Raw genomic sequence first — 26,705 nt, 5'->3', positions numbered from 1 at the left:
GTGAACTTCCAATGTCACCTGTTGCCTTTGGCGTTGTAACCTTCGCAATTCTCTCCTTGTTGCTTTACTTAACACTTCGTATCGACCGGGATTAATTATTGTTGCAGTAAACAAAGAGTTTGCCATCGTTGGTGGCACCTTTGACCCAATCCATCTAGGACATTTACATCTGATAAAAGAGATTTCAAATAGATATGAAAAGGTTCTAGTAATTCCATCAGGCAATCCTTGGTTAAGAGAAAATCCACCAGTTGCAACAGCTGAACAACGATTTCAAATGGCAGATCTAGCGATTACCTCAATGGGATTAAGTGAAAAAGTTGAGGTGCTTCCACTAGAGGTTAGAAGGGCTGGAAATAGTTACGCACTTGATACGGTCAAGGAGCTGCAGGTAATTTATCCAAATACCAACTTCACTCTTGTTTTAGGTTCAGATGCTGCGAAAAATTTAGATAAATGGCATAGATCAAAGGATTTACTGGCTGCAGTAAAGGTTTTAGTAGTTAAGCGACCAGGATCTACTGCATCTGATTATGATGAAATATCAATTAAAGCTTTAGATATCTCATCAACTATGGTTAGACAATCAATCTCAAAACGAGAGAATGTCAGCTCATTGCTGCCAGCAAAGGTAGTTACCTTTATTAGAGAGTTTGGGTTATATGGCAGTCGGTAAGCGCACTATTGAGTTAACTAAGATCGCAGCAGCTGCCCTGGCAGACAAACTAGGCAGTGAGATTGTTGCAATTGATCTATCTGAGCAGTTGGTTTTAAACCAGGTATTCCTGCTCGTCACTGGAAATAATGAACCACAATTGCAAGCATTATCTGATGAGGTGCAACGAAAGCTTGCCGAGGCTGGTGAGAAACCTGCGCGCAAAGAGGGAAGTGGGGCTTGGATTCTTCTTGATTACACCGATCTAGTTGTTCATATTCAAAGTACTGAGCTTCGTAATTACTACATGCTTGATCGCCTTTGGAATGATTGTCCAAAAATTGATTTGGATCTAGCGAAAGTCGCTCGGTAATGAGTAATCCAAATTCATTAATTCGCGTCGTACTTTGGCGCCATGGCCAAACTGATTGGAATGTTGAAAATCGTTTTCAAGGTCACTCAGATATCCCATTAAATAAAGTGGGGGAGTATCAAGTAGTCCAAGCTGCCTCTGTTTTAGCAGGGTTGAAACCAAATCGAATAATTTCAAGTGATTTAATTCGTGCGCAATCAACAGCTGCGGCGTTAGCTGATTTAACAAATTTAAAGGTTGAGATTAATCCAGGGCTGCGGGAAACTCATGGTGGACTTTGGGAAGGTAAAACTGCGCCAGAAAATAGGGCGACACATGGTGATTTATTTGCTAATTGGTATGAAGGTGGTGATGAACCAGCAGGTGTTACTGGTGAAAGACGAAGTGATGTTGCAAAGCGCGCAGTTAGTGTTATTGAAAAAGAGACTGAAAACTTTTCTGGAACTATTGTTTTTGTAACCCATGGTGGAACTGTTCGAAGTGTTTTAGGTTCAATTCTTAAACTTCCAATTGCGCAATGGGGAGTAATTGGTGGCTTATCAAATGCATGCTGGTCGGTATTGGAATTAACTAAACATCACACTGGATCACGTTGGTATTTAGCAGAGCACAATGCCGGCTCATTACCTGAGCCTGTCTTTGGAGATGATGCGGTTAATTAGATAAGGTTTATCTCTTGCTTGAAACAGCGGGGCTGTAGCGCAGCTGGTAGCGCACTTGCATGGCATGCAAGGGGTCAGGGGTTCGACTCCCCTCAGCTCCACTTTTAAACAAAAATAAAGGAGTAATGGTGTCAAAAGTATTAACTTTTCCAGACAACTGGAACGCATCTGATATTCCAGATTTAACTGGCAAGCGATACTTAATAACTGGCGCAACCTCAGGAATTGGCTTAGCAGCAGCGACTGAATTAGCAAGAAGAAATGCTCATGTGGTTATCACAGCCAGGAGCGCTGAAAAGGCACGGGATGCGTTAAAGAAAATTGGTCCAGGCTTAGTTGATTACATACTCCTTGATCTAACTGATTTAGAGTCAGTTAAGCGGGCAGCAGCACGAGTTGATCGCCCTTTTGATGTTGTGGTTTTAAACGCTGGAGTGATGGCAACTCCATTCACAAAAACAGTAGATGGCTTTGAACTACAAATGGGCACAAACCACCTAGGCCATTTTGCCTTTGCTGGATTAATTAAGAATCAGATAAAAGATCGCCTAGTTGTGGTCTCATCATTTGCTCATAAGATGGGTAGCTTTGGCGATAACACCTTAGATTCAATTAAAAATATCTGTCTTGGTGTTGGAAAGTATCAAAAATGGCAGGTATATGGCGCAAGTAAATTAGCAAACCTTCTTTTTGTCTCAGAACTTGAGCGGCTTCGTATTCAAAACAATTGGTCCTTCATACCCTTGGCAGTTCATCCTGGTTACTCTGACACAAATTTGCAGGCGGTTGCCTCTCAAATGCGTGGCGCTGCTGCTGAAGAAAAAATCACCATGATGATCAATAAAGTATTAGCTCAACCTGCCTCCCAAGGAGCCCTGCCAACACTTGCAGCATGTGTTTACCCCGATCTGATTGGCGCAAGCTTCATTGGACCTAATGGATTTTTAGAGATGCGTGGCACGCCGAAGTTAACTCGTGCTAGAGCACTTGCTTACGACCAAGTATTGGCGAAGAATCTATGGCAGGTTAGTGAAGAGTTAACAAAGGTTAGTTGGTCTTAAATTATGCATGAGGCGTATGACTTCAAGGCGGTGCAGGATAAGTGGCTGCCAATTTGGGACAAATTAGCGCCATTTAAATCTGGCAAAGATGATGACAAGCGTCCAAAGAAATATGTATTGGATATGTTTCCTTACCCATCAGGTGATTTACACATGGGACATGCTGAGGCTTATGCGTTAGGTGATGTAATCGCAAGGTATTGGATTCAAAAAGGTTTTAATGTCATGCACCCAATTGGTTGGGATGCATTTGGATTACCAGCGGAAAATGCTGCTATCAAACGAGATGCAGATCCAAGAGCTTGGACTTATGAAAATATTGATGTTCAAAAAGCTTCAATGCGTAGGTATGCCTGCTCATTTGATTGGGATCGAACCCTTCACACCTGTGATCCTGAGTATTACAAATGGAATCAATGGCTATTTCTTAAGATGTTTGAAAAAGGCTTGGCATACCGAAAAGACTCAGCGGTTAATTGGTGTCCTGATTGCCAAACGGTATTAGCAAATGAACAAGTTGTTGCCGGTCTTTGCGAGCGGTGTGATAGCGCTGTAACAAAGAAGAAGTTAAATCAGTGGTATTTAAAGATTACAGATTATGCAGATCGCTTACTTGATGACATGCAGCAGTTAGAAGGCAAGTGGCCTGAGAAAGTTTTGTTAATGCAGCGCAATTGGATTGGACGATCAACGGGCGCGCAGGTCGATTTTGAAGTTGATGGATCTGATCAAAGCATCACTGTTTACACAACTAGACCAGATACTTTATATGGCGCAACTTTTATGGTGTTGGCAGCAGATTCTGAGTTAGCGGCGAAATTAGTTGCCGGTAGCTCTGTTGAGGCAGAGTTTAAGAAGTATGTTGAAAGTGTTAAAGCCGCCTCTGATATTGATCGCCTTGCAACAGATCGGGTGAAGAGTGGTGTCTTCTTAAATAGTTATGCAATTAATCCAGTAAATGGTGAGAAGATTCCAATTTGGGCATCTGATTATGTCTTAGCTGATTATGGAACTGGCGCAATCATGGCTGTTCCAGCCCATGATCAACGAGATTTAGATTTTGCTAAAGCAATGAAGCTACCAGTGCGAGTAGTTATTGATACTGGACTTGAAGATCCAAATACCTCAGGCGTTGCCACCGATGGTGATGGCAAGGTTATCAACTCAGGATCTATCTCAGGATTAGCAAAGGATGAGGCGATAAGTAAAATTATTACTGAGCTTGAGGGTAAAAAACTTGGTAAAGCTACAAAGAATTATCGCCTTCGAGATTGGTTAATTTCACGCCAACGTTTCTGGGGAACTCCTATTCCAATTATTCACTGTGATAGTTGCGGTTTAGTGCCAGTCCCAGAATCACAATTACCAGTTGAATTACCTGACGCAAAAGGATTGGATTTAAAACCAAAGGGAACATCTCCATTGGGCGCAGCATCTGATTGGGTAAATGTTGCCTGTCCTAAGTGCAACGCACCTGCCAAACGGGATGCGGACACAATGGATACATTTGTTGATTCATCTTGGTATTTCCTTCGTTACACCTCAGTAAATAACCATGAGAAGGCTTTTGATAAGAAATCAGTTGAAACGTGGCTGCCAGTTGATCAATATGTTGGTGGTGTAACCCATGCGATCTTGCACCTTTTATACTCACGCTTTTTCACCAAAGTTTTAAATGACATGGGCTTATTAAACTTTAATGAACCATTTACTCGTCTTTTAAATCAAGGAATGGTATTGATGGATGGCTCGGCAATGAGTAAGAGCCGGGGCAACCTTGTGAAATTATCAGATGAGTTAGATAAACATGGCGTGGATGCAATCAGAGTATCGATGGTATTTGCCGCACCTCCTGAGGATGATATTGATTGGTCTGATGTGTCACCGGCTGGATCGTTAAAGTTTTTAAATCGTGCTTGGAGAATTAGTCAGGATGTAAGCAGCAAGCCAGGTGTTGATTTTAAGAGTGGTGATATTGAGCTTCGAAAAGCAATTCATAAATCACTTTCTGAAATTGAGTTAGCAGTTGAATCATTTAGATTCAATGTTGTAATTGCCAGAATCATGGAATTGGTGAATGCCACTAGAAAAGCGATTGATTCGGGGTGCGGTCCAGCAGATCCTGCAGTGCGTGAGTCAGCTGAGACAATTGCAATTGCTCTTTCACTAGTTGCCCCATACACCGCTGAAGATATGTGGGAAAAACTTGGCCATAAACCAGCGATCGCAAATGCTGGCTGGCCAGTAATTGATAAGTCATTGTTGGGTGTTGATAATGTAATTGCGATCTTGCAAGTTAATGGCAAAATCAAAGATCGAATTGAGGTATCACCTAATATTTCAAAAGAGGAGTTAGAAAAATTGGCGAAAGAAAACCCAGAGATAAAGTCGGCTATCGCCGGGTTAACAGTAAGTAAAGTAATTACTGTTGCGCCTAAACTAGTCAATTTTGTAGTTTAAATAACACTACTTTTTCTATCCTTTTAACCTTTCCACTGGCTAAAATTCACTTATGAAAAAATTAGCGATTCTCTCAATTTTAATAATGGGCATGCCAACTGCCAATGCGGCAGATCGTAGTGATCCAACTCCTGCGCCAGTTGTGAGCGCAGTGCCTACTCCAGCAAAGACAACTCCAACTCCAGTAGCAAGTGCAACACCAACTCCATCGGTGGCAGCTAAAAATGTAAATACAGAATTAACCAAGGTCAGGACTTTAATTGAGGCGAAAAATTTTTCAGCAGCATTAACTGCCCTGCAGGCAGCTGATAAAACTTTCCCAAATAACGCTGATATCAATAACTTACTTGGGTATAGCGCGAGAAATTTAAAGCAATACAAGCCCGCTGCTACCTATTATGCAAAAGCGCTAAAGATTGATCCCAAACATTTAGGTGCCTTGGAGTATCAAGGAGAACTATTCATGCTGACCAAAAAAACAAGTGATGCAAAGAAGAATCTAGCGAAGTTAAAGAGTTTGTGTGGAGTTAATTGTGAGGAGTACATAGACCTAAAGAAGGCGATTGGTAACAAGTAATCTTGCTTTCTTTGCTGCGAGCCAGCCATTTTGGTCCAACTTTCGCGGTAACACTTGTTTCATTCTTACTCGCTGTTTCCTTATGGTGGGAAGGCCCAGCATACGTTATTGCTTTTGGCGTCTTTCTAGGTCAATTACTTGTCGGCTGGTCTAATGACTTAAATGATTATCAAGATGATTTAAAACATAACCGGGTAAATAAACCATTAGTAAGTGGACAATTAAGTACCAAAAAATTAAAACTAGCAATCAAAATAGTTGCCCCAATGGCTTTAGTCTTTAATTTATTTGGCCCGCTTGGTTTTAAGGGAGGCAGCCTTTACCTATTTGGAGTTGGCATGGGTGTGGCATATAACTTCTACTTCAAATCAACTTTGCTTTCACCACTGCCATATGCGCTTGCTTTTGCAGCCCTAGTTTCATCAATAGTTATTGCGACTGATCAAGCCGTGCCTATCTGGTTGATTGCTGCCGGGGCAATACTTGGTGTTGCGGCTCACTTTGCTAATGTGCTTAAGGATTTAGACCAAGATTTGGCCTCAGGAATAAAGGGTTTACCGCAACGTTTGGGAAAGAAAAATTCAAGGATTATTTGTGGCGTTTTACTTATAACTTTAACCCTAACTCTTAACAATGCTAATCCCAATCAGCTTCTGCTTATAGTTGGCCTGCTTGGCTCGGTTTTGACTTCAATATCGACTAAAAAATGGATCTTTAAAGTTTTAATGATTACTGCAATTGTTGATGTAATTTTATTGCTTGAGGCAGCTGGGGCGCAGATTGGCAGTATTTCAGTTTAAATTAAATAGGAAGATAGAATTAGCTCATGTGTGGAAGATATGCCTTAAATATTTCAGGGGAAGATTTAGCACTTGAGTTCGCTGCTGGTAATGCCAATGTGGCGCTCACCCCAAGTAACTGGAATATCTCACCAACCACACCAATTCCATTTATAGCATCCGATAATCAAGCAGGGGACAGTCGGCAGATTCATATGGGCCGGTGGGGATTAATCCCATCTTGGGCAAAAGATGCCTCTCGCCAATCAAATGCAATTAACGCCAGAGTGGAATCAATTGCCGAAAAGCCAACCTTTAAGAGCGCCTTTAAATCTAGAAGATGTTTAATCCCAGCAACTGGATATTATGAATGGGCAACTGAACTTGGTGCATACAAACCAAAGCAGCCTTTTTATATTTCAAACAAAGATAAAAGCTCTATTGCAATCGCTGGAATTTATGAGGAGTGGATTAATCCCCAAACATCTTCTCCCATTACCACCGCAGCCATTATTACTAGAGAGGTTGCTGGGATATTAAAACCAATTCACCACCGGATGCCGGTGATCTTGCCAAAGAGTTTATGGAGCACCTGGCTAAGCAATAAATCTCTATCACCGCAAGAAATAGGTGAGTATTTAAAGATGATTGAGATAGAAACTCCAGATGCTGGCTTAACCTTTTGGCCAGTTGCCGATGAGGTTAATAATGCAAGAAATACTGGCGCGCAATTGGCAGCACAAATAGAGCTGGCGCCTTCGGAAACTCTTTTTTAACCTCAACTCTTCTGCGCTAAGTAGCCCCACTTGCCACTGTCGGTGGGGTTTAGTATCTTATCGAACAAATGTTCGAACACAAATCAAGGGGTAATCCAAGCCAAAACCAGGGGGTGAAAATCTGCCTGACTACTCAAAGTGGGCAACCTGTTGAGTTTATTTATCAAGGCGTACGCTTTCATATCAGTGAGGTATTAAATAGCTGGCTACAAAGTAGCTCTTGGTGGCAGGAAATTAACTCAGATCAAATTAAGGAAGAGGTAAGTAAGTATTGGCAGGTGGAGGCTGCGCCAATTGGCGCACTTACCACCTTTGAGATCGAGTTTAATCAAGGTAATAACTCTTGGCAGATCAGGCCAAGCTCTAGAAGCAAATAAAAATGGTTAAAGCATTTACTCATCTATCTGCCTGCTCTAACTACTCCTTTAAGTATGGGGTTAATCATCCAGATCAATTAGTGGCAAGAGCTGCGCAATTAAATATGAGTAGCCTGGCATTAACTGATATTGATAATCTAGCTGGCGCAGTTAGATTTGCCCAAAGTTGTGAGAGCTATGGCATTACCCCAATTCTTGGAATCAATATTGGTTTTATTCAAAAACAATCACGGCTAACCCTGCTAGCAAGAAGTGGCAAATTATCCTCTTTATATCGATTAGTAACCGCCATAAATACCAATACTAGTGATGGAGTATTAACTGTTGAGCTACTAGAAAGGTTTAATCAGTACTCATCTGATCTAATCGCATTAATAGGACCACAATCTCAATTAATCAATAATCTAATCGCAAGAAAGGAAGGTTCAGCATTAAGTATCTACCAGCTAGCAAAGAGTCATTTTGATCAGGTAGTAATTGAGTGTGTTAGCCATCAGGAGCGGGTGGGAAATTTAAGATCAACCTCAAATGCAGCTAAATCCTTAACCTTTGCAAATAAGCACCAAATACCGGCAGTAATTACCAACTCAGTTAGGTTTTTAGATCGATCAGATGGACCGGTGGCAGATCTACTAGATGCCAGTCGAAAGCTATCGCTAATTAGTGATGCCAGTATTGAGCGAAGCAATGGCGAGGCTTATTTAAAAGATAGCGAGCAGATGTTTGAATTAGCTGATCAGATATCAATTCAGGCAGGACTTTCCGGTGGTCATCAATTGATAAAAACCACCTTAGATATTGCGCAAAGCTGTGAATTAAAGCCACGAGGTGAGATAGGCCTTGGCGGCGTGCACCTGCCAGAGCCAACCTTGTTTAACGCAAGTAATCAGGCGCAGTTATTGACTCAACTAGAACAAAAGGCGGCAGCAAAGATTGATTACTACTATCCAAATGATTTAAAGAAGGTTGCAGCCAGCAGGTTAGAACAAGAGATAAACACAATTGGCCAATTAGGTTTTACCTCCTACTTTCTAACCGTCGCTGGCATTGTTGATTCAGCAAGATCACTTGGCATCAGAGTTGCAGCTAGGGGAAGCGCCGCCGGTTCCCTTACCTGTCACCTACTTGGTATCTCTGAGGTTGATCCAATTAGTAATGGCTTACTGATGGAGCGGTTTTGTTCGCTAGAGCGAAATGAATTACCTGATATTGATATTGATGTGGAGTCAGATCGAAGGTATGAAATCTATGACTTAATCTTTAAAAGATATGGCGAAAGTGATTGGGCAAAGGTTAATAATCAAAGTCGGTGCGCCACAGTTTCGATGGTGGAGCGATACCGCGCTCGCCATGCAATTAGAGATGCCGGAAACGCTCTGGGGGCTGATCGAACCCAGATTGATCTATTGGCAAAATCTATGCCACATGTCAGTGCTAGAAATATTGGCAATGCAATAAATCAATTACCAGAGTTAAGAAGGCTAGATCTTTCATCCCCATTAATTAAGGCAACTATTAACTTAGCAATGCGGCTAGATAAGCTGCCTCGTCATCTATCGATGCATCCATGCGCGGTAGTGATCTCAGATAACAGATTGTTAGATTTTTCACCCGTTTCAATTAATCAAAGCAATTACCCAATGCTCTCCTTTGATAAGGATGATGTGGAATCACTTGGCTTTTTAAAGCTAGATGTATTGGGGGTTCGAATGCAATCTGCCATCGCTTACACAATCAAAGAGATAAGTCAGAGTGAGGATGAGAGCTTAGATATAAATAAAATCGCCTTAGATGACAAGCTAACCTTTGATTTAATTAAATCAACTAGAACTTTAGGTTTATTTCAGGTGGAAAGTCCAGGACAGCGGGAGTTAGTTGGCAAGTTAGTTCCTGATCAATTTAATGATTTAGTAATTGGCATCTCACTCTTTCGGCCAGGTCCAATTAAATCTGAGATGATCACACCCTTTTTAAATGCTAGAACTGGCGCGGTAAGTGCGAACTTAATTCATGATGATTTAGCACCGATCCTTGAGCAAACTAAAGGAGTAGTGGTCTTTCATGAGCAGGTAATTGAAATCATTTCCAAGATGACTGGGGCAACCTTTGGCGCCGCCGATCAGATGCGCCGAAATATGGGAAGCAAAGAAGGGGCCCAAGAGGTTTGTGATTGGTTTTATCAAAGAGCAGCAAAACGTGGTTACTCAAAATCAGTTGTTGATTACACCTGGCAGATCTTGCGAGATTTTGCCTCCTTTGGATTTTGTAAAGCACACGCCTGCGCCTTTGCAATGACTACCTATCAATCTGCTTATTTAAAAACTCATCACACCGCAGCATTTTTAGCTGCAGTTTTAACTCATGAACCTGGGATGTATCCAAAGCGATTAATAATTGATGAGGCAAGGCAGTGGGGAATTAAAATCTTGCCAGTTGATATAAATAAATCAGATGCTACTTATCGGGTGGAGAAGGTAGTAAGTGAAAAAGATAAGTACCTCTATACCGCGCTAAATACAAAAAGTAGTGGTGAGAAATTAACTCTGCCAAATGCTAGCGGTTATGGAATCAGAGTATCTCTGGCAGATATTGCAGGAATATCTGTACTTGAGATCAAATCAATTATCAAAAACCGGCCCTATACCGATCTAGCGGATTTCACCTATCGATCAGGTGCTCATTGGCCAACTACCCAAATTTTAGTTGAGATCGGCGCCTTTGATTTACTTCATGGAATTAAAAAGGGAAGCAAATTAAATCGGCGAGATCTCTATGTTCATTTATCTGAGTTAAAACAATTAAATGCTGGCAAAGCTATAAGTGGTCAATTATCCCTTGCCTTATCCCCAGGTGAGATAGATAGCTTAGGACTTCCAGATATTACAAAAAGTGAGCAGATTGGTAGTGAATTACAAAACCTAGGTATTGATATTACTGAGCATCTACTTAAACAATACGCACCCTTTTTAGATGCACTTAATGTTTGTAAATCAAGTGAGCTAATAAAGGTGAGATCAAATCAAGAGGTATTAGTAGTTGGTGTGAAGGTGGCGCTGCAATCACCGCCAATTAGAAGTGGCAAACGAGTCTTGTTTTTAACCTTAGATGATGGCTTTGGTTGTAGTGATCTAAGCTTTTTTGAAGATGCCCAACAAAGTTATGCCCACATCATTAAGGGGAACAATTTAATTGTGGCAAAGGGTGTGGTTAGAAGAACTGGGGCAAGGGGAGTATCAATTAGAGCATCTGCTGCTTGGAGCCTTGATGAGTTATATGAAAAATGGCTTAAAGAGCAAAGTGCGATGGTGGGTAGTACTAATTAAGACGGGCGTAGGTAGTGCTTAAATAACTAGCAGTAATTACCCAGAGTTGGTATGGAATTACTGCAAAAAATAATGGAATTGATGCTTGATAGATAAAGTAAAGCATTGGCAGGGTTAAAAGCGCTACAAAGCAAAGTGCAATGGATGCAGCATATAAATTATGTGGTCGATAGAACTGAAAAGCCCAGGTGAGTGCGCAAGCAACAGAGAGTGCGAAAATTGAAAGGTAAATAATGGCATTTGCAGTACTTAATCTATTTGCCACATAAACACTGGCAAAGCCTAAAATAATAAAGTTATATGGCCAGATTAAACCAAAGATGAAATCAGGTGGCTGCCAACTTGGTTGATTAAGTGAGCGATACCAACCATCACCGGTGTTCACCCAAAGCCCTGAACCAATTACATAGACAAAAACAAGGCCAACACCAATTACTGAAAGTAATGTTTTCATAGTGATTAGATTAGACCCTTACCTAATCCAGCTAAGACCTCTTGCGCTCTTTTTCTAACCTCTGGCATATCCTTTAATCTTTTAATTCCAAATAATTGCTGGGCCATCCGGTGATTTCCGACAAACTCCTCCTGGTTTCGATCCAGGAAATCCCAATACAAGGTTGTGAAGGGGCAGGCATTATCCCCAGTTCTAAGTTTTGGATCATAAACACATCCTTTGCAGTAATTACTCATCTTAGAAATATAAGCACCACCTGCTGCATATGGCTTTGTCATCATCACACCATTATCAGCATGCACACCCATACCAATTACATTTGGCACCATTACCCAGTCGGTAGCATCAATAAATACTCGCCTCATCCAAGCTAGAAACTCTTGTGGATTAGTGCCAGTAATAAGAGCTAAATTACTCAGCAACATAAGTCGGGGGATATGGTGAACCCAACCGCGGGTTTGAATATCCTCTAAATTACTTTTAATGCAATTCATTTTTGTCTTACTTGAATCCTCAAATAGAGGAAGCAATTTCATCCTTGCATTTAGGTGATTTAACTCTTTGTAATCTTGCCCCAAATACCAATACATTCCATTTACATACTCCCGCCAGCCAATAATCTGCCTAATAAAGCCTTCAGCAGAGGCGATTGGAATATCACCTTTTTCAAATCTTTTAATGGCAGCATCTAAAACTTCAGATGGGTGTAGTAAGCCGTTATTTATATAGGGTGAAAGTAGTGAATGGTGCAGCGCCCAATTATCAACAGTCATTGCATCCTCATATGGACCAAACTGAGCAAAGTGATTATCAAGGAAGTTCTTTAAAGCTTTTTTAGCACCGTCCCTTGTAGTTGCCCAGCTGCTTACTGGCTTAATGCCAAGCTCTGCTGCAATCTTGATATCAATCTCATCGATCTTGTGTTCAAGGTAGGGCGGAAATTCATAACCTTTTGGAAGTGGTGAGCGGTTCTCCTTATCAAAATTCCACGCTCCTCCTACCGGCTTTGAATCTTCAACTAAAACATTTAATCGAAGCCGCTGGGCGCGATAAAAAGTTTCCATTAGATAACTCTTTTGCCCACCTGCCCATTGATCAAATAATGCACGGGGAGTAAGGAAGAAATCATTTTCAACGAAGGTAACGCCAAAATCAGATAGTGATTGTTTTAATCTAAAGGAGGATGGAGTAGCAGCAATTATTGGTAGGCCTGGGTACTTCTCCTGCACCTCATTTAAACCATCAACTGTGGTGGCGCCTTTTTGATAAATAACGGTATAGCCATCATCTTGTAATGATTTAACAAAGTGGGCAGCGCTCGATAACAAAAAATAAAGCCTTACCTTGCTACCAAACTCTGGGGTGAGCATTCGGGCGCTCTCAACCAAAACAATTAGATCCTCTTTTGGATCAGCTCCTTTTAGCGCGCCGTACTTTGCATTTAATTGATCATGGCTGACATAGATAATGCGCTTCACTTACCACCACATTTTTTGGAGCAGTACTTAACATTCTCCCAATTTTTTGCCCACTTTTTGCGCCACTCAAACTCTAAGTTGCAGGTAACACAAACCTTTGGTTTAAAACCATTTTTTATCTTAGCCCGCATAGGCCAATGGTAGGGGTTTGGTTAAGGTTTTTTGATGAGATTGATCAGATAGGAAATGGCAAAGCCAAAGCCGATCACTGCATATCCAATTGCAAAGGGGGTAAGGGTTGAGGGAATAAAGATTGTTAAAAAGCCAAGGGATGCAGCTGCTAAGAACATAACTCTTCCAACAAACTTTAACGCTGCGGCGTTATTAGTTAGCTTTGAGTTTTGCCACATATTTCCAGCTAAGGCAAATAAAGTGATCGCAATCATTCGCATTGACCAAACCATCTGATCATTACTTTCTAGATCTAGCAGATCTAAGAAAAGTTTGGGTGCGATAAGAAGAAAGATCGCCGAAGCTCCAAAGACAGCACTTCCTGCCTTTAAGGTTTGTTTAACTCCGTGTTGGTACATATGGCAAACCTACGCCTGCAGATTGGTAATGGCAATGCCCTATTTAAGATTTATACAGCCCTATCTCACACAAATTTTTAAACTTACTGTGGTTTAATCTCCAAATGAGCATCAAGAGCAAAGTAGTTGGTTCACTCCTTGCTTTTGTATTTGTTGGCGTAAATTTAAGCCCAGCTATTGCCCACCAACCAGTCTCACTAACAAATGCAAATTCAAATCCCGATAAGGGTCCAATCTTGGTTGATGGCACTATCTCTTTTGCGATCAGAGCAAATTTTACTAAGGCAAATCAAACCCAAGGTTTTCGTGCGTCACTAAAGGCAGGTGAGTTAGTAAATTTTGAGTACCTAATAATGGATAGAGCGCCCGAAAATAAGTTAGCAAACAACAAATTACCAGTTGCCACAATTACTGATCCATCTGGCAAAAAAACAGTAATCAAATTTACTGAACGTAGTAGATTCTATGAGACATATGGCAAAACCAATTACCTGTATTTAGCAAGATTTTCTCAAACTGCAGTTGATGGAATCTACAAATTCACATTGCAATCAAAGGCAAAAGCGGCAATTACAGTTGCGGTCGGAAGTAAGGAAACCTTTGGTGAAGTGTTAACATCTGCCACCTGTCCTGATTGGGATAAACCAATGGGTGAGCCAATGATCTTGCAAGCTTATGCTGAAAGCTTAGTTGGAATGAAAAAAGAGAGTGCGCAAAACTGCGCTACAAACTTAGGTTGGCAGTATCGAATTGGCCAAGAAGATGATCAGATGTTTGCCCTCACAAGAGATTATCGATTAGATCGAGTAACCGTTACGATTAAAAGTGGCTTAATTACTCAAGCACTTGTTGGCTGACAGACTCTGTAAATACCTAGGCTCTTTTATGGAACTAATTGTGCTTAAGGAAAAACCCTAAGGTAGGTGGAAGGGGTCCCTACCTTAGGGTTTTTAAATGATTACTCCCTAGGAAAGAGTAATCTTTTTAGGGTTGATCAGATATGGCCCTAAAGTTATTTTTCTTTTAGTAGATACTGCTCCAATCATTGATCTTCATTACATACCACTGACCACCCTCTATTGCATTTGCAATATCAGCTGGTGCTGGATTTAGATCTGGACGTGATTTAGCAGGAGTTGCGTGAATCTGTGCAACCATCATGTAGTACTTAGCCTTATCACTCTTACCAGTTCGAAGGTATGAAGTAACATCAACAATTCCACTTGACTCTTCATCTTGAGTGATAAAGGTTGTTGTGTTTGCTGAGTTAAAGTAGGTATCTTTAAATTTTGCAATAGTTGCTAATTTTCCATCTGAAATTCGATAGGAAACAACTCGTGCAATGTGTGCGTTATTACCTGGATCTTCTTGAATCAAGACATTTCCAGCATCATCGACCACGATGTTATCTGGCTTTGATAGGTATGGTTCCTCAGATCCATCTAACAACATAGTCAAACTTGCACCCTTGTTTGGATTGTTAACATCAACAAACCGTAATCTCCAAAGTGCGCCACCGTCACGGGTAACAGTTGGAGTTGCAGGATTTGGAGCAGTTGCCTTTGGATCCTTATTTGATTCAGTCGTTACGAAGTAGTAATCATTAGGCTTGTTAGGATCAAAATGACCATCTTCAACTCGAGCTAGGGTCATTCCCAATTCACGAGCTTTATCATTTTGTAACTTACCATTTTGCTTATAGTCAATCTCCTTAAATGATGCAGGAGCTGGAACGCCCTTGGCATACTTAGCGCGGAAAGCGTTGTCATTTAACACATCACTTGCCATCACATAAAGCTTGCCGTTTGTAAGGCCTGCTTTTTCATACCACTCACCAGTTTTTGTCTTGGTGCCGGCATACATAAATAGTTGGCTATCAGTTGCTGCGCCATCCTCATTACCCATTACTACTGTGGCATTTGAGGTAGTTGGTGCGTTAACAAAAGTTTCCCAAGCAGCTAAACCAAAGCCAGGAACCTGAACAAACTGACCATCTTGATTTCCAGCAAAGCCGCGAGATTCATCTCCGCCTTCTTCACCAGTTAGATAAACAGCACCTTTGTATCCAGCGCCTGTCTTCTTGTTATAAAACTCACCAGCATCTGCCAAAGTTGAAGAACAGAAGCGGTTAATTAGATATGAGTGAGCTTGTGAACCGTACTGGTCAACCAAGGCTGCACCAGCTGGCGCAGTTGGCACAACACCAAATTTATTATCCTGGTAGTCATACCATTCAATCCACTCCATAAAATCTTTACCAGCAACAACTGTTTTCTTCTTTAAGTCATAATGCATTTCACTCACATATGAGGCAGTTGTCATGCCAGCTGTTGAAGCACGAGCTGCTGCAATTGGATTTGAATTGCTCCACTCATGATTTGTTAATACACGAAGCTTGCCATTAACTGGAATAACACCCATGCCATCTGGGATGCCACCAATTAGATAGCCACCGACTGAATCACCTGCGGTAGCAAATGGATCAAGGCTTACTCCACTTGCTACTGGCTCCATATAGGTAATGCCAGCAGCTGCATTTGCTGGCAAAATTGTTGAAAATAGTGAAAGCGTTGAGATTATCAATACTGATTTAAATCTGAGATTCTTTGATAGTTTAATGATTTATCACCCTTATCTTGAGTAGTTTTTAAATAAATTAATTCAAGTGATTTGCTAATCACCAGAAGGGAAGTTGAGGTGAGTTAACTCTTGCCAAGTTAACTAAGTGCTGTTTTTTTCTTATCACTGCTCAAACTCTTGATGAAGATAAAAGCGCACAGCGTTCACCTAATGTTTGTAATAACTAACAATCATCAGCCTTTGTAAATAACAGGTGAATAACTACCCAATTTGAGGTGATTTGGTTAGGCTTATCAACTCAGCTTCACCTAGGGAGTATTTATGAAATTTTTAGTAGTTGGCTCAACTGGCCTTATCGGCTCCTATGTGGCAAAAACATTAAGCAAACATGGCACAGTAATTGGCGTCTCTAGAACTACCCAGATCCCAGTAGATGTTAAAGATCCTGCCTCAATTAAGGCGATGTATGAAAAGGTGGGCAAGGTTGATGCTGTTGCTTCCTGTATTGGCAAGGTGGCGTTTAAACCAGTAGCAGAGCTAACCTATGAAGATTACTTAACGGGATTTAAAGATAAAGCATTAGGCCAAGTTGAATTGGTAAGAGCAGGTATTAACTTCTTAAATGATAATGGCTCATTCACACTTATGACCGGGGTATTAGCAAGGGATCCAATTCCATCTGGCTCAGTTGCAGCCTTAGCAAATGGCGCAATTGAATCCTTCACATTAGCTGCTGCCATTGATCTGCCAAGAGGATTGCGAATTAATACAGTTAGCCCAAATGTATTAGTTGAAGCCACTAGTTACCACGCATCATTTCCTGGCTACCACCAGGTGGGCGCCCAATCTGTGGCCGATGCCTACGTGAAATCTATTTTAGGAAAGCAGACTGGTCAGATCTATAAATTAGATTGATTTTTCTTTAACTCCAGCAGCGACCATATCGCAAAGTAATTTCTGATCTACCTTCCAATCATTAGGAAGTGCAATTGTCTTTTTAGTAACTCGATACTCCTTAAATTCAGGGGCAAATTTCTTTAATACCTTCTCACTCCAAGGCGCAATTGAAATATGATTTTTTGATGTGGATACGCCAAATACATACTTCTCACCACTTTTTAGCATTGGTTGATTCCAAGCGATTACCAAAGTTAACTTAGGGTGTTTTTTCTTTATCGCAGCAAAGATTGCCTTTACTAACTTTGCCTGCTTTGGATCTAATGACTTGTAGTAATCAGAAACGGAAGAAAACCTGGCTGCTGATTTTGATCCTCTTGAATACATAACAAGTGCGTTGGCATGGGCTTGGGAGAAGCCGTAATTCTCTTTCAAGTGGGCGATCTGCTCTGGGTATTTCTTGCCCTCAAGCTTTTTCATTACCGCATACCAGTAACTCATCTTCTCGCCATAGCGTTTTTCAATTAACGGAAAGTAAGAAGTGCGATCAGTATTTGTTATTGCCATCTAAATTACTTTTTTGATAAGTACTCTTCTAAGCCAGAAATTAAGCGATCAACATCATCCTTAGTTGAGTAAGGAGCAAGACCTGCTCTAACTGCGCCGGTATCTCCTAAACCTAAGGCTCTAGAAACTTCAAGTGCGTAGAAGTTATGAGCGGGCAGATTTACCTTCTTTGTAGCCATGAACTTGTAAAGATCTGCAGCATCCACCCCCTTGAAATTAAAATAGGCAGTTGGTGTGTGATGCTTTGCCTTTGAGTAGATGGTAATTCCTGGCAGATTATTTAAAGCTTTAACCATGTAATCAAAGAGTGATTGCTCATACTCTTCTAGTGAATTAAGAGATTTAACCAATCGCTCACGTCTTGAGCCACTCACTTGATCATCTAATGTAGTTAGGTAATCAATGGAGGCGCTAACTCCTGCCATTAACTCATAAGGCAGGGTGCCAAACTCAAAGCGTTCAGGAACAACCATGGTTGAAGGCAGTAATTTGTCATTACTTAATGTTTCAAGGAGTGCGGGGTCTGCAACGAAGGAGGCGCAATGTGGTCCAAGGATTTTATAAGAGGAGAAGCCATAAAAGTCAGCTGGCATATTTTTAAAATCAATTACTGCGTGTGGTGTTAGGTGCACACCATCTACTAAAAAGAGTGACCCATTTGCCTTAACCGCTTTGCCAATGGCTGCAAGATCAGGCTTTGTTCCCAAGGTATTTGAAGCACCAGTTACCGCAACAAACTTTGTTTTAGGAGTTAGTAGATCAGTAACACTTGATGTATCAAGCTCAGAGGTTTGGGTATTTACTTTTGCCCACTTAACCGTTGCACCTTTTGCTTCTGCTGCCTGAACCCAGGGCCTGATATTTGAATCATGATCTAATTGAGAAACAATTATTTCATCTCCCGCCCCCCAGCTTTTAGCTAAGGTTCTTGAGAAGTCATAAGTTAATTGAGTCCAACTTCTGCCATAAACAACACCCTTTGGATCACAATTTAGAAGGTCTGCAACAGCGCTTCGATATCCAACAACACAATCTTCAGCGTTTTGCTCAGACTCAGTTGTAGTTCCTCTGTTAGATGATGGTTGGGTGATTGCCTTTGCTATCGCGTCCCCTACAACTTTTGGAACTTGAGATCCACCAGGACCATCAAAGTAGGCAAGGCCGGTATCAAGGGAGGGGAAATCTTTTCTAATTCGCTCTACTTGATAACTCATATGCCTAGCGTATCGAAGTATTTAAGGGTTGAGTAAGTTATAACTTATTAGGCCAGGTATCACTTAATTTATAACCAAGTGGCCATGGATCTGTTGGATCAAGGGTGTGGACATGATTTCCGGTAATCCAAGCTTGTCCTGCAACCGAAGGCGTAATGCCTTTCTTATCCCCAATTAAAACCTCATCCTCAATCCGGCAGAAGAATTGGGAATCAATAATGGATCTGCCAATCATTTCATCTCCCACCTTTAACTCTCCCTTGTGATGAAGGAGTGCCAAGCGGGCAGAACATCCAGTTCCAGTAGGGGAGCGATCAATCTTTCCAGGTTGAATTGCCACCGCATTTTTACTTATTGCAATGCCATTTTCATAAAAGATTGGCTTTGCAATCTGGGTAAAGGAGAAGTGCCTCCAATCAGGATTTGTTGGATGGATGAACTTTAATTGCTCATTAGCGCTCGCTGTAATCTTCATACCTATCTTTGCTAAATCTGCTGCCTCATCTGGCTTAATTTGAAAACCTAGCTGAGTTGAATCAACAATTACAAAGCTATCCCCACCAAAGGCGGTGTCAACCGTTAATGTGCCAACACCTTTTACCTCTAGTTTTTGATCAAGTAGGCCAGCAAAGGATGCAACATTTTTTACCTTTACTTGAGTAACTTTTCCATCTTTACACTTGGCGCTCACATAAACCAGGCCGCCCGGTGCTTGCATTACTAACTCTGTTACCGGCTCAATCATCTTCACAATTCCAGTTTCAAGTACCACTGTTGCTACACAAATTGAGTTCGAGCCAGACATTGGGGGAGTGTCCTCTGGCTCCATGATTATGAATGCCACATCAGCTGCAGGATCAGTTGGTTTAACTAAAAGGTTTACATGCCTAAAAACTCCACCACGTGGTTCATTTAAAATAAATTTACGTAATGATTGATCTTTAGCAATAAATCGAGATTGCTCCCAGATTGTCTCTCCCGGTATCTGATCAACCCCGCCAATGATTACATCCCCAACCTCACCTTCGGCATGGGCGCTAACAACCTCAATCCTCATGGGGTGATCATAAGTGTTGGGTATCTCATATAGAAGATCAAAATACAAAAGGTAAGTCGATCTATCCCAATTACTCAACTGGGTTTATGGTTAGTGGATGAAGAAAACAACAAGTAAGCCAGTTGCCATATCTGAGGCAAGTAAGGTCGAGACCTCAGTTCTGCCACTTAAGTATGTTGATTTTATTGAGGATATCTTTCACGCTGTTCTTGCCATCGCACTTCTTGGTATCGGTATTGGCGCATTCTTTTTTAGCATTAAAAGATTATTTGAAACTGCGCCCTTTTTCCCAAATGGCATGATTCAAGGTGTTAATGACATTTTATTTATTGTTATTATTTTAGAAATACTTCGCACAGTAATCTCACGCTTTACTGATGGTGTTTATCAATTAGATAAGTTTTTAATCATTGGCGTAATTGCTGCGGTTCGACATATTCTAACCGTCGGTGCATCCCTAACCTTAGAATCAGGAAAGAGTGATCAGGCATTTAATCGTGCTATTTATGAGATGGGGCTAAATGCCGGCATCGTTGTTGCTTTAGTCTTTGCCTTTTTCTTATCTAAATCAGCCCTTAGAGGCCAAAAGTAATTTAGCTTTCAAAATCTCCACCTCGGCCAGTTAACCGAGGTGGATTTTTTTTACGATTTGATTCATATTTAAAGATAAAAAAGAGCACAACGGCAGCAAAGGCTGCCGTTAATACAATTCCAATCTCCATATATTTAGCCTAGAACCGCCCAGACTACTAATGCAAATGTTGCAATTCCAAAGCCAGTGATGGCTGAGGCTGAGATTGAAAGTAGGCCGCGTGACTCAGAGATTTTCTTACCCAATGCTGATTTTCCAGCAGCTTTTGTAAGATCTTCAACTAATGCTTCACCCTCACGCACTGCTGCGTATTGGGAGATGATTGCCAAGATACCAGTTACTGCTGCAACACCAACTGCTAGATACTTGGTGCCATCTGATGCCATTGCAAACTTATCCATGCCTGCTAATACAAATACACCAATTAAAACTAGAGATGGCGCAAGTTGAGCCACGATGATCTGCATACGCATTTGATTCCAAAGATTAATTAAATCTTTCTCAGTCATTTATTTTCTCTCCAATTACTACTCTCGAAAAAACCACCAGTTTTTGGTGATTGTAATGAGGAAATATACAGCCGTATTAGGGATCTTTACTGGCAAGGTGCGTAAATTGCAGGTGAATTCACCCACCAAAGCGGTGGGTTGAATAGAATTTAGCCACAATGAATGAATACGGCTCACTTGCCCTAGTTGGCTCTGGTGAGTATCTGTCCCAGATGATGGAGTTTGAAGGATCCTTAATTAAGGATGGATTAGCAAATGGTAAGAAACCAATTTACTTACAAATTCCAACAGCAGCAGCCCAAGAAAGTGATCATCGAATTAATTACTGGCAGCAGTTGGGCGCTGAAGCGGCGCAAAATCTAGGAGTTACTCAAAGTTTTCTGCCAATCTTCACACGGGAGGATGCGAATAACCCAGAGTTACTTAAAACGATTTCAGATGCAGCATTAATTTACTTATCAGGTGGGGATCCGCATTACTTAGCAAATACTTTGCGTGACACACTTGCATGGGATTTAATATTAAAAAATTGGCAATCAGGGGGCTCACTATCTGGCTGCAGCGCAGGTGCGATGGTTTTAAGTGATCAGATTCCTCACTTTAGATTAAGTAGGAGTGAGCCAACAAAAGGTTTTGGCTTGTTAAAGGATGTAAGAGTAATTCCTCATTTTGATAAGTTTTTTAAATGGATTCCAGATTCAGCAGCCAAGGTATTACTTGATTTACAAGGGGATGAAGTTTTAATTGGCATTGATGAGGACACAGCAGTTGTTAAACGAATAGGCCAAGATTGGCAGGTTTGGGGTAGAGGCAAATTACACATAATAAAAGGAGAAGCACCTGGTCAACATCAGGCAGGTGAGTTTGTGAAGTTAGGTAGCCAGATCCTCTGAAACTTGGGTAACAGCTGCTGCTACTACTCCTAAACGTTCTTCTTCAAAAGTTAAGCGATAAGTCATTCGAAAATCATCCTTAGCTCCACTTACCGTAATCTTTTGCACAAGTTGTTCTCCTACTATTTCACAACTATCAAAGGTGTAACCCTTATTGGTAATTAATAAAACATACTGCTCTGAAATGATTTGAGTAAACCGTTCTAGTCCAATTGATTCCTGAAATGATTTGGCTGCAAAGGAGTAGGCCTTTTGCCAATTTTGATCAGCGATGGCATCAATTTGGCCAGAAACATGATCTTTAATTAATAATTGCTGTGATTTTGTGCAATCACCTTCACTTAATTGCGAAAGGGGTGAAGAAGTAGCACAGCCTGAAAGAAGTAATGCGCAGATAAGAGGTAGATATATCTTCATAAATCTTTCCTCGTTATCTGCGCAGGTAAATTTTTTACTTATTAAGCAGGTGGTATCAATGTGTTGGCAAAGATCTGCCAAGCAAGAGCGGACTTAGCAACCAGGGATAAGGTTATATAGGTCGCCTCACCACGTAGGTAATCACTCCACTTACCAACCTTTTTGTATTGCAAAAATTGCACAAGTGCGAATGAGTTAAAGAACAAAAAGATGGTTAGCACGATGACATAGACAAATGCTGGCGCCTTTGTCTCAGAAGCGCCTCCTATGCCAAATACATAAAAGCAAAGTGCTAGCCAAGGAATGATTCCAGTTATGCAACCAAAGATGTATGGCAGCCAGCCACCACTTCCTGGGTTCTCATACTTCTCCTGCAACCAGCCAAATAAAATCATTGAAGCATTCACACCAAAGATGGAAATAATCGCGGTGATATCTGCAACTCCAGTTACCTGAGCAATTAAGACAATCATTACTGATGAGCTAATTGAATACTCAACCCATCTGAAGTAATTACGTTGGGCTGCTAATCCTGCTGAATACCTTGGGAAAAACTTAGGGGAGGCAACAATGATGTGAGCTAAAGATGAAAGCCCTAAGAAGATTGCCACAGTTAAGCCAACTGGGGTTTCAAATAAGGTAACAGGAGGGGCATAAGTACTTCCTGGTGGGCCTGACATATAGGTTGCATTAATTGGTAGCGAGAAATCACTACTTAAGGCCAAGACAATAATCATCTGCACTGCGTGCAAGATGGCTGCGTAGATATTTACTTTCCGTAATGATGAAGCTGTTATTTGTTTACTCATAATTAAAGATTACTTTAGAGGCAGCCAAGTTTTGGGGAGGCCTAAGCATTTGTAGGGTTTAATTGTTCCTATGTTGGTCATAAAACGAATCGCATCTATCGCATTAGGCGCATTTCTCACCTCAGCAGGCATCTCCCACCTTGGATCAAATCGCACAGAGTTTCTAGCCCAAGTACCAACTTGGTTGCCATTAAACGCTGATTTTGTCGTTGTTGCCTCCGGCATAGTTGAGATCACTTTAGGTATCTCTTTAATTACTACTACCTTTATTTTCACTCAATACCGCAAAAAGGTTGGCATTGTGGTTGCTATATTTTTCATTCTTATCTTTCCAGGAAATATAAATCAGTATGTAAATAACATTGATGCCTTTGGCTTAGATACAGATCAAAAGCGATTAATCAGATTATTCTTCCAGCCCTTGCTGGTGATCTGGGCGCTCTGGGCAAGTGGGGTAGAGATAAGAAAGAAAGGCTAACTAAGTTTTTCAAGTAACTTAGAAAGTGCTCTAACAAGAGGTGACCTGCGATTGGCAACTTTTCGACGAAGAAGTGCTAAAAAGATTCAAAATACACAACCAGCACTCTTTGAATAATTCTCAGTTGCCAACTATAATTGCGTCTTTAGCGAAATGAGTTATTAAATGCGACTAGCAATTCCCGATCTCCATCAAGAAGAACAGGTCCATCAAACTGGGGTCGCTTTGATAAATTTATTAGGAGTTGATTTATTCAAATTTATTGACGCATCATTAGAAAAAAGTGATGGTAGTGACTGGTTAACAACTTACAGAAAATCTAATCTTGTATACGCTAATTATAATTTTATTGATCCATCAAATTTATTGAAGGAGTTACTGCGCGTTAGCACGTCACCTTTGAGAAAACCGATAAAAAGTTTGATCGAAATGAAGGATTCTGTGGCTTTTTTTAATAGGCTTCAAATAATTTTAGATGATAGAAATGATTGGGTCCATCATAATTCGAAGTACACAAGTGAGCACCTTAAAACCTTGATCTTGAATATTTACCCCATAGGAGTTAAGTTGAATTTAGGACTTAAATTGGAGTGTGATTTTTTGTTGAGCAGATTAGATGGTGTGATACCAGATATTGCTCAAAATGAAGATGCTGCAATGCCTGAAGCTGAATCGCTAGCGCCATCGCAAATTGTCGAAACACTTAATAAAGTTATTTCAAAAGATGAGTTAACTGTTGGAACACTAATAGATAGTGAATTCTTGGAATATTCATATGTTTTGCATTTAACTGGCCAGATACGTAATCGTAAAACGGATGAGTTGCTCAGTGAAGTAAATCCCCAAAATTCAGAAAGTATTGGAGCACTTTTAATTGCACGAAAACCAAATGGTGGGCGGCTAAGATTGACTCACAGCGGCACCATTGCAGCGTATTTTGAAGATCATTGGGGATATTTGGCTACGGTTTTACCTGATCAATGGTTCCCCGAACATTTGCATCTAACAGTTTAAATGACTTGCCATAAATGCTTGAATAATTCTTGATGCTCGTTTAGAGCAAATCTACTTGGAGTGAAGTTTTCATCGCTCGGTAGACTCAATTCTGTCTCATGCAAATTTCCATAATCATTTTTGATAGTGTCGTGTACTTTCACTTTATATTTTTTGTCTCTGTCGCTATAAATTATATTTAACAATCCCTTATCAAAAAGTTTGTGAAGATCAGTTCTTAGTGGAATCACATTTTCTATATGATCACTTTCAGTTCCATAATAGGGAACAATATGAGCTACTTCGATGGCTTGCGTCGCGGTAAATTTACTAACGGCACACGTATTGTTGTAAATACCAAGTACATATTTTCGAAATTCATTTGCATCTGGCCTTTCAATTACTTCCGTTAAATTCCGAGGTAATTTGCTACGTTTTTCTTTCCACTTCGGATCCGGTTCCCAGTCTAAATACTGATCTGGAATGCCTTGTGAATCATGACCCAGCCAGATTAAAACTGCGTTCTTTATCTGGATCAAGCCAAGAGTTGTTACTGTGCCACCTCCGCCAGAGGGCGCATTTTCACTTGAAAATTCTGGCATCCAAACTAATCCTGCATTTTCAATTATTCGCTTGGCCATCGATGGCATTCCGCTAGTAATTGGAAGTCCCATTGCAGCAGCAATATCTGAAAAAAACACGCTGGGTATTGATGAGCCAACAGTGGTTTCAATCTCTGAATGACCAAGCAACTCGGTAATTTCCTTCATGATTTGATTTTTGGTCGGTAGGGATCGAGTCATTTGCGGCAGATTGTCTCCTGTAACCGATATGTTATCCGTATGAGCGTAACCTTCATAGACTTATTTGCTGGTATTGGCGGATTTCATGCAGCAGGCGCGTCTTTTGACTGGAAATGTGTTTTTGCAAACGAAATAGATCCTGCGGCAGCTTCGGTGTACGAACTGAACTGGGAGAAACCAGCTCTCGGAAATATTCATGACTTCACTCGAAATAATCGAAAAAAATCAATTCCTAAGCACGATGTACTATTCGCAGGATTTCCATGCCAACCTTTTTCAAAGAGCGGGAAGCAACTGGGCATGGAAGAAGACAGGGGCTCACTTTTTCACGATATCGCTTATATTTTGGAAAAACATAAGCCATCTATGGTTGTTCTTGAGAATGTTCGCAACATAGCAGGGCCTCGACATGCGCACGAATGGAATTACATAATAGCAAAATTGAGAACATTAGGTTACAGAGTTTCATCAAAACCTTTTGTAGTTTCACCGCACAAAATTCCGCCAAGTTATGGAGGAACCCCACAAGCAAGAGAAAGAGTTTTCATAGTTGGAACTAGACTTCCATCAAAAAATCATCGACTAAAAAATGATGATACTCCACTTAAGTTTCCTACAGATTTTGATAGATGGGATTCAGATGAGTGGGATTTATTTAAAGATTTACCATTACAAGAAAATACGCCTGCAATAAAAATGAAATATCGAATAACAAATGATGAAATAGAATTATTAAATGCTTGGGATAATCTTGTTCGGGAAATGCTCGCACACAGAGAAGGACTGCGCTTGCCTGGGTTTCCCCTCTGGTCTGACTTATGGGGAAAGAAGCCGATATACGAAAAAGATAGAAAAGCACCTGATTGGAAAAAAGATTTTGAGGCAAAAAATGAACAGTTCTATGACGAACATAAGAAAGTTATAAACAGCTGGTTTTCTAATTTTCCGGTGGTAAGGCAAGTTAATCCTTCTAAACGGAAGCTTGAATGGCAGGCACAGAATATGAAGTCACTATGGGAAGGCTTAATTCATTTCAGGCCATCTGGAATTAGAGTTAAGCGACCAAATTATGTTCCAGCTCTCGTTGCAATCACGCAAACAACTATTATTGGTCCTTATAAACGTAGAATTACTCCAATAGAAGCTGCGAGACTGCAAGGGCTTAGTGACAACTTTTCATTTGGAAATCAAAGTGATGTATTAAGTTATAAACAATTGGGCAATGGAGTAGCAGTTAGCGCCGTATATCAAGTTATCAAAGCTGCTGTCGAGCGAGATTCTGAGATACTCTCTAAAACAAATGCTGAGTTACTTAAATCTGTGCGAAAGGCTCCGAAAAGCAATTCAAAAATAACAAAAGAACCATTAAAAATTAAAGAAATTTCTTAAAG

The 26,705-nt window shown here is 40.7% G+C and carries 30 protein-coding genes and 1 tRNA gene; 18 read left to right on the top strand and 13 right to left on the bottom strand.

What is annotated here, in order from left to right; all coding sequences use genetic code 11:
* Positions 1-94: 94 nt before the first annotated feature.
* From nadD to B1s21122_RS04345, 11 genes are all read left to right on the top strand, one after another.
* Positions 95-676: a nicotinate (nicotinamide) nucleotide adenylyltransferase gene (gene nadD / locus B1s21122_RS04395; protein WP_320410437.1), complete on the top strand. Its 582-nt coding sequence runs from the start codon at positions 95-97 to the stop codon at positions 674-676.
* Complete coding sequence (rsfS, locus tag B1s21122_RS04390) at positions 663-1,028, top strand: ribosome silencing factor (protein ID WP_095680442.1); 366 nt, start codon at positions 663-665, stop codon at positions 1,026-1,028. The genes nadD and rsfS overlap by 14 nt, the downstream gene beginning before the upstream one ends.
* Positions 1,028-1,690, top strand: coding sequence for a histidine phosphatase family protein (locus tag B1s21122_RS04385; RefSeq protein ID WP_095680443.1), 663 nt, complete (start codon positions 1,028-1,030; stop codon positions 1,688-1,690). Before rsfS ends, B1s21122_RS04385 begins: the two co-directional genes overlap by 1 nt.
* A 28-nt stretch (positions 1,691-1,718) precedes the next feature.
* Positions 1,719-1,791 (top strand) — tRNA-Ala (locus tag B1s21122_RS04380).
* Between the two features lie 27 nt (positions 1,792-1,818).
* Positions 1,819-2,751 (top strand): oxidoreductase, encoded by a 933-nt coding sequence (locus tag B1s21122_RS04375; protein ID WP_095680444.1) that lies wholly within the window; start codon positions 1,819-1,821, stop codon positions 2,749-2,751.
* A gap of 3 nt (positions 2,752-2,754) precedes the next feature.
* Positions 2,755-5,211, top strand: a complete 2,457-nt coding sequence (gene leuS / locus B1s21122_RS04370) for a leucine--tRNA ligase (RefSeq protein WP_095680445.1) — start codon at positions 2,755-2,757, stop codon at positions 5,209-5,211.
* A gap of 52 nt (positions 5,212-5,263) precedes the next feature.
* Positions 5,264-5,788, top strand: a complete 525-nt coding sequence (locus tag B1s21122_RS04365) for a tetratricopeptide repeat protein (RefSeq protein ID WP_095680446.1) — start codon at positions 5,264-5,266, stop codon at positions 5,786-5,788.
* 2 nt (positions 5,789-5,790) lie between these two features.
* Positions 5,791-6,588: a UbiA family prenyltransferase gene (locus B1s21122_RS04360; RefSeq protein WP_095680447.1), complete on the top strand. Its 798-nt coding sequence runs from the start codon at positions 5,791-5,793 to the stop codon at positions 6,586-6,588.
* Positions 6,589-6,614: 26 nt separating this feature from the next.
* Positions 6,615-7,343 carry an SOS response-associated peptidase gene (locus B1s21122_RS04355; protein ID WP_095680448.1) on the top strand — a complete coding sequence of 243 codons (729 nt, stop codon included), beginning with the start codon at positions 6,615-6,617 and terminating at the stop codon, positions 7,341-7,343.
* A 113-nt stretch (positions 7,344-7,456) separates the two neighbouring features.
* Positions 7,457-7,720 (top strand): DUF6504 family protein, encoded by a 264-nt coding sequence (locus B1s21122_RS04350; RefSeq protein ID WP_223299041.1) that lies wholly within the window; start codon positions 7,457-7,459, stop codon positions 7,718-7,720.
* A 2-nt stretch (positions 7,721-7,722) separates the two neighbouring features.
* A complete protein-coding gene (locus tag B1s21122_RS04345; RefSeq protein ID WP_095680450.1) occupies positions 7,723-11,043 on the top strand; it encodes a DNA polymerase III subunit alpha in 3,321 nt (1,106 codons plus the stop codon).
* On the opposite strand, the gene B1s21122_RS04340 is transcribed toward B1s21122_RS04345, so the two are convergent.
* Genes B1s21122_RS04340 through B1s21122_RS04325 form a run of 4 tightly spaced genes read right to left on the bottom strand, consistent with a single transcriptional unit; the run spans position 11,036 to position 13,505 of the window.
* Positions 11,036-11,497: a TspO/MBR family protein gene (locus B1s21122_RS04340; protein ID WP_095680451.1), complete on the bottom strand. Its 462-nt coding sequence runs from the start codon at positions 11,495-11,497 to the stop codon at positions 11,036-11,038. The two genes, B1s21122_RS04345 and B1s21122_RS04340, sit on opposite strands and share 8 nt — an antisense overlap.
* A gap of 5 nt (positions 11,498-11,502) precedes the next feature.
* On the bottom strand, positions 11,503-12,975 hold the full coding sequence (locus B1s21122_RS04335; protein WP_095680452.1) for a cryptochrome/photolyase family protein: 1,473 nt from the start codon (positions 12,973-12,975) through the stop codon (positions 11,503-11,505).
* Positions 12,972-13,106 (bottom strand): DUF2256 domain-containing protein, encoded by a 135-nt coding sequence (locus B1s21122_RS06470; protein WP_095680453.1) that lies wholly within the window; start codon positions 13,104-13,106, stop codon positions 12,972-12,974. The genes B1s21122_RS04335 and B1s21122_RS06470 overlap by 4 nt, the downstream gene beginning before the upstream one ends.
* Positions 13,107-13,127: 21 nt before the next feature.
* Positions 13,128-13,505, bottom strand: a complete 378-nt coding sequence (locus B1s21122_RS04325; protein WP_095680454.1) for a hypothetical protein — start codon at positions 13,503-13,505, stop codon at positions 13,128-13,130.
* Positions 13,506-13,609: 104 nt separating this feature from the next.
* Here B1s21122_RS04325 and B1s21122_RS04320 point away from each other — a divergent pair, with 104 nt between their 5' ends.
* Entirely contained in the window at positions 13,610-14,362 is a 753-nt protein-coding gene (locus tag B1s21122_RS04320; RefSeq protein ID WP_095680455.1) for a hypothetical protein, read from the top strand.
* A gap of 166 nt (positions 14,363-14,528) precedes the next feature.
* Here the strand turns inward: B1s21122_RS04320 and B1s21122_RS04315 are convergent, their stop codons facing one another.
* A complete protein-coding gene (locus B1s21122_RS04315; protein ID WP_095680456.1) occupies positions 14,529-16,088 on the bottom strand; it encodes an alkaline phosphatase PhoX in 1,560 nt (519 codons plus the stop codon).
* 318 nt (positions 16,089-16,406) lie between these two features.
* Here B1s21122_RS04315 and B1s21122_RS04310 point away from each other — a divergent pair, with 318 nt between their 5' ends.
* A complete protein-coding gene (locus tag B1s21122_RS04310; RefSeq protein WP_095680457.1) occupies positions 16,407-17,000 on the top strand; it encodes a short chain dehydrogenase in 594 nt (197 codons plus the stop codon).
* Here B1s21122_RS04310 and B1s21122_RS04305 read toward each other — a convergent pair.
* The 3 genes from B1s21122_RS04305 to B1s21122_RS04295 are packed head-to-tail and all read right to left on the bottom strand — an operon-like array spanning position 16,992 to position 19,820.
* Complete coding sequence (locus tag B1s21122_RS04305; protein ID WP_095680458.1) at positions 16,992-17,549, bottom strand: DUF4287 domain-containing protein; 558 nt, start codon at positions 17,547-17,549, stop codon at positions 16,992-16,994. The two genes, B1s21122_RS04310 and B1s21122_RS04305, sit on opposite strands and share 9 nt — an antisense overlap.
* A 5-nt stretch (positions 17,550-17,554) precedes the next feature.
* Positions 17,555-18,763 (bottom strand): cysteine desulfurase-like protein, encoded by a 1,209-nt coding sequence (locus B1s21122_RS04300; protein ID WP_095680459.1) that lies wholly within the window; start codon positions 18,761-18,763, stop codon positions 17,555-17,557.
* Between the two features lie 37 nt (positions 18,764-18,800).
* Positions 18,801-19,820: a trans-3-hydroxy-L-proline dehydratase gene (locus B1s21122_RS04295; protein ID WP_095680460.1), complete on the bottom strand. Its 1,020-nt coding sequence runs from the start codon at positions 19,818-19,820 to the stop codon at positions 18,801-18,803.
* A 97-nt stretch (positions 19,821-19,917) separates the two neighbouring features.
* Between B1s21122_RS04295 and B1s21122_RS04290 the strand changes: the two genes are divergently transcribed.
* The gene (locus tag B1s21122_RS04290) at positions 19,918-20,412 is read left to right on the top strand and encodes a phosphate-starvation-inducible PsiE family protein (protein WP_095680461.1); all 495 of its coding nucleotides are present in this window, start codon (positions 19,918-19,920) and stop codon (positions 20,410-20,412) included.
* A gap of 1 nt (position 20,413) precedes the next feature.
* Here the strand turns inward: B1s21122_RS04290 and B1s21122_RS06440 are convergent, their stop codons facing one another.
* On the bottom strand, positions 20,414-20,542 hold the full coding sequence (locus B1s21122_RS06440) for a hypothetical protein (RefSeq protein WP_257790226.1): 129 nt from the start codon (positions 20,540-20,542) through the stop codon (positions 20,414-20,416).
* A gap of 4 nt (positions 20,543-20,546) precedes the next feature.
* Positions 20,547-20,921 carry a hypothetical protein gene (locus B1s21122_RS04285; RefSeq protein ID WP_095680462.1) on the bottom strand — a complete coding sequence of 125 codons (375 nt, stop codon included), beginning with the start codon at positions 20,919-20,921 and terminating at the stop codon, positions 20,547-20,549.
* A 158-nt stretch (positions 20,922-21,079) separates the two neighbouring features.
* On the opposite strand from B1s21122_RS04285, the gene B1s21122_RS04280 reads away from it, so the two are divergent.
* Positions 21,080-21,814, top strand: a complete 735-nt coding sequence (locus B1s21122_RS04280; protein WP_095680463.1) for a Type 1 glutamine amidotransferase-like domain-containing protein — start codon at positions 21,080-21,082, stop codon at positions 21,812-21,814.
* Here B1s21122_RS04280 and B1s21122_RS04275 read toward each other — a convergent pair.
* Positions 21,794-22,231 (bottom strand): DUF4864 domain-containing protein, encoded by a 438-nt coding sequence (locus B1s21122_RS04275; RefSeq protein ID WP_095680464.1) that lies wholly within the window; start codon positions 22,229-22,231, stop codon positions 21,794-21,796. The genes B1s21122_RS04280 and B1s21122_RS04275 overlap by 21 nt on opposite strands.
* A 41-nt stretch (positions 22,232-22,272) precedes the next feature.
* A complete protein-coding gene (gene heR / locus B1s21122_RS04270; RefSeq protein WP_095680465.1) occupies positions 22,273-23,040 on the bottom strand; it encodes a heliorhodopsin HeR in 768 nt (255 codons plus the stop codon).
* Positions 23,041-23,110: 70 nt separating this feature from the next.
* On the opposite strand from heR, the gene B1s21122_RS04265 reads away from it, so the two are divergent.
* Together B1s21122_RS04265 and B1s21122_RS04260 are read left to right on the top strand one after the other, a co-directional pair.
* The gene (locus tag B1s21122_RS04265; RefSeq protein ID WP_095680466.1) at positions 23,111-23,518 is read left to right on the top strand and encodes a DoxX family protein; all 408 of its coding nucleotides are present in this window, start codon (positions 23,111-23,113) and stop codon (positions 23,516-23,518) included.
* 165 nt (positions 23,519-23,683) lie between these two features.
* The gene (locus B1s21122_RS04260) at positions 23,684-24,532 is read left to right on the top strand and encodes a hypothetical protein (RefSeq protein WP_095680467.1); all 849 of its coding nucleotides are present in this window, start codon (positions 23,684-23,686) and stop codon (positions 24,530-24,532) included.
* On the opposite strand, the gene B1s21122_RS04255 is transcribed toward B1s21122_RS04260, so the two are convergent.
* A complete protein-coding gene (locus B1s21122_RS04255) occupies positions 24,529-25,281 on the bottom strand; it encodes an HNH endonuclease (protein WP_190278551.1) in 753 nt (250 codons plus the stop codon). The genes B1s21122_RS04260 and B1s21122_RS04255 overlap by 4 nt on opposite strands.
* Positions 25,282-25,353: 72 nt before the next feature.
* Between B1s21122_RS04255 and dcm the strand changes: the two genes are divergently transcribed.
* On the top strand, positions 25,354-26,703 hold the full coding sequence (gene dcm / locus B1s21122_RS04250) for a DNA (cytosine-5-)-methyltransferase (RefSeq protein WP_095680469.1): 1,350 nt from the start codon (positions 25,354-25,356) through the stop codon (positions 26,701-26,703).
* Positions 26,704-26,705: the final 2 nt, after the last annotated feature.

It is taken from the genome of Candidatus Nanopelagicus limnes (assembly GCF_002287885.2).
GTDB classification, from domain to species: Bacteria; Actinomycetota; Actinomycetes; order Nanopelagicales; family Nanopelagicaceae; genus Nanopelagicus; species Nanopelagicus limnae.
Note: the sequence above shows the minus strand (reverse complement) of the source record. Positions and strands in the feature narration are given on the sequence as shown.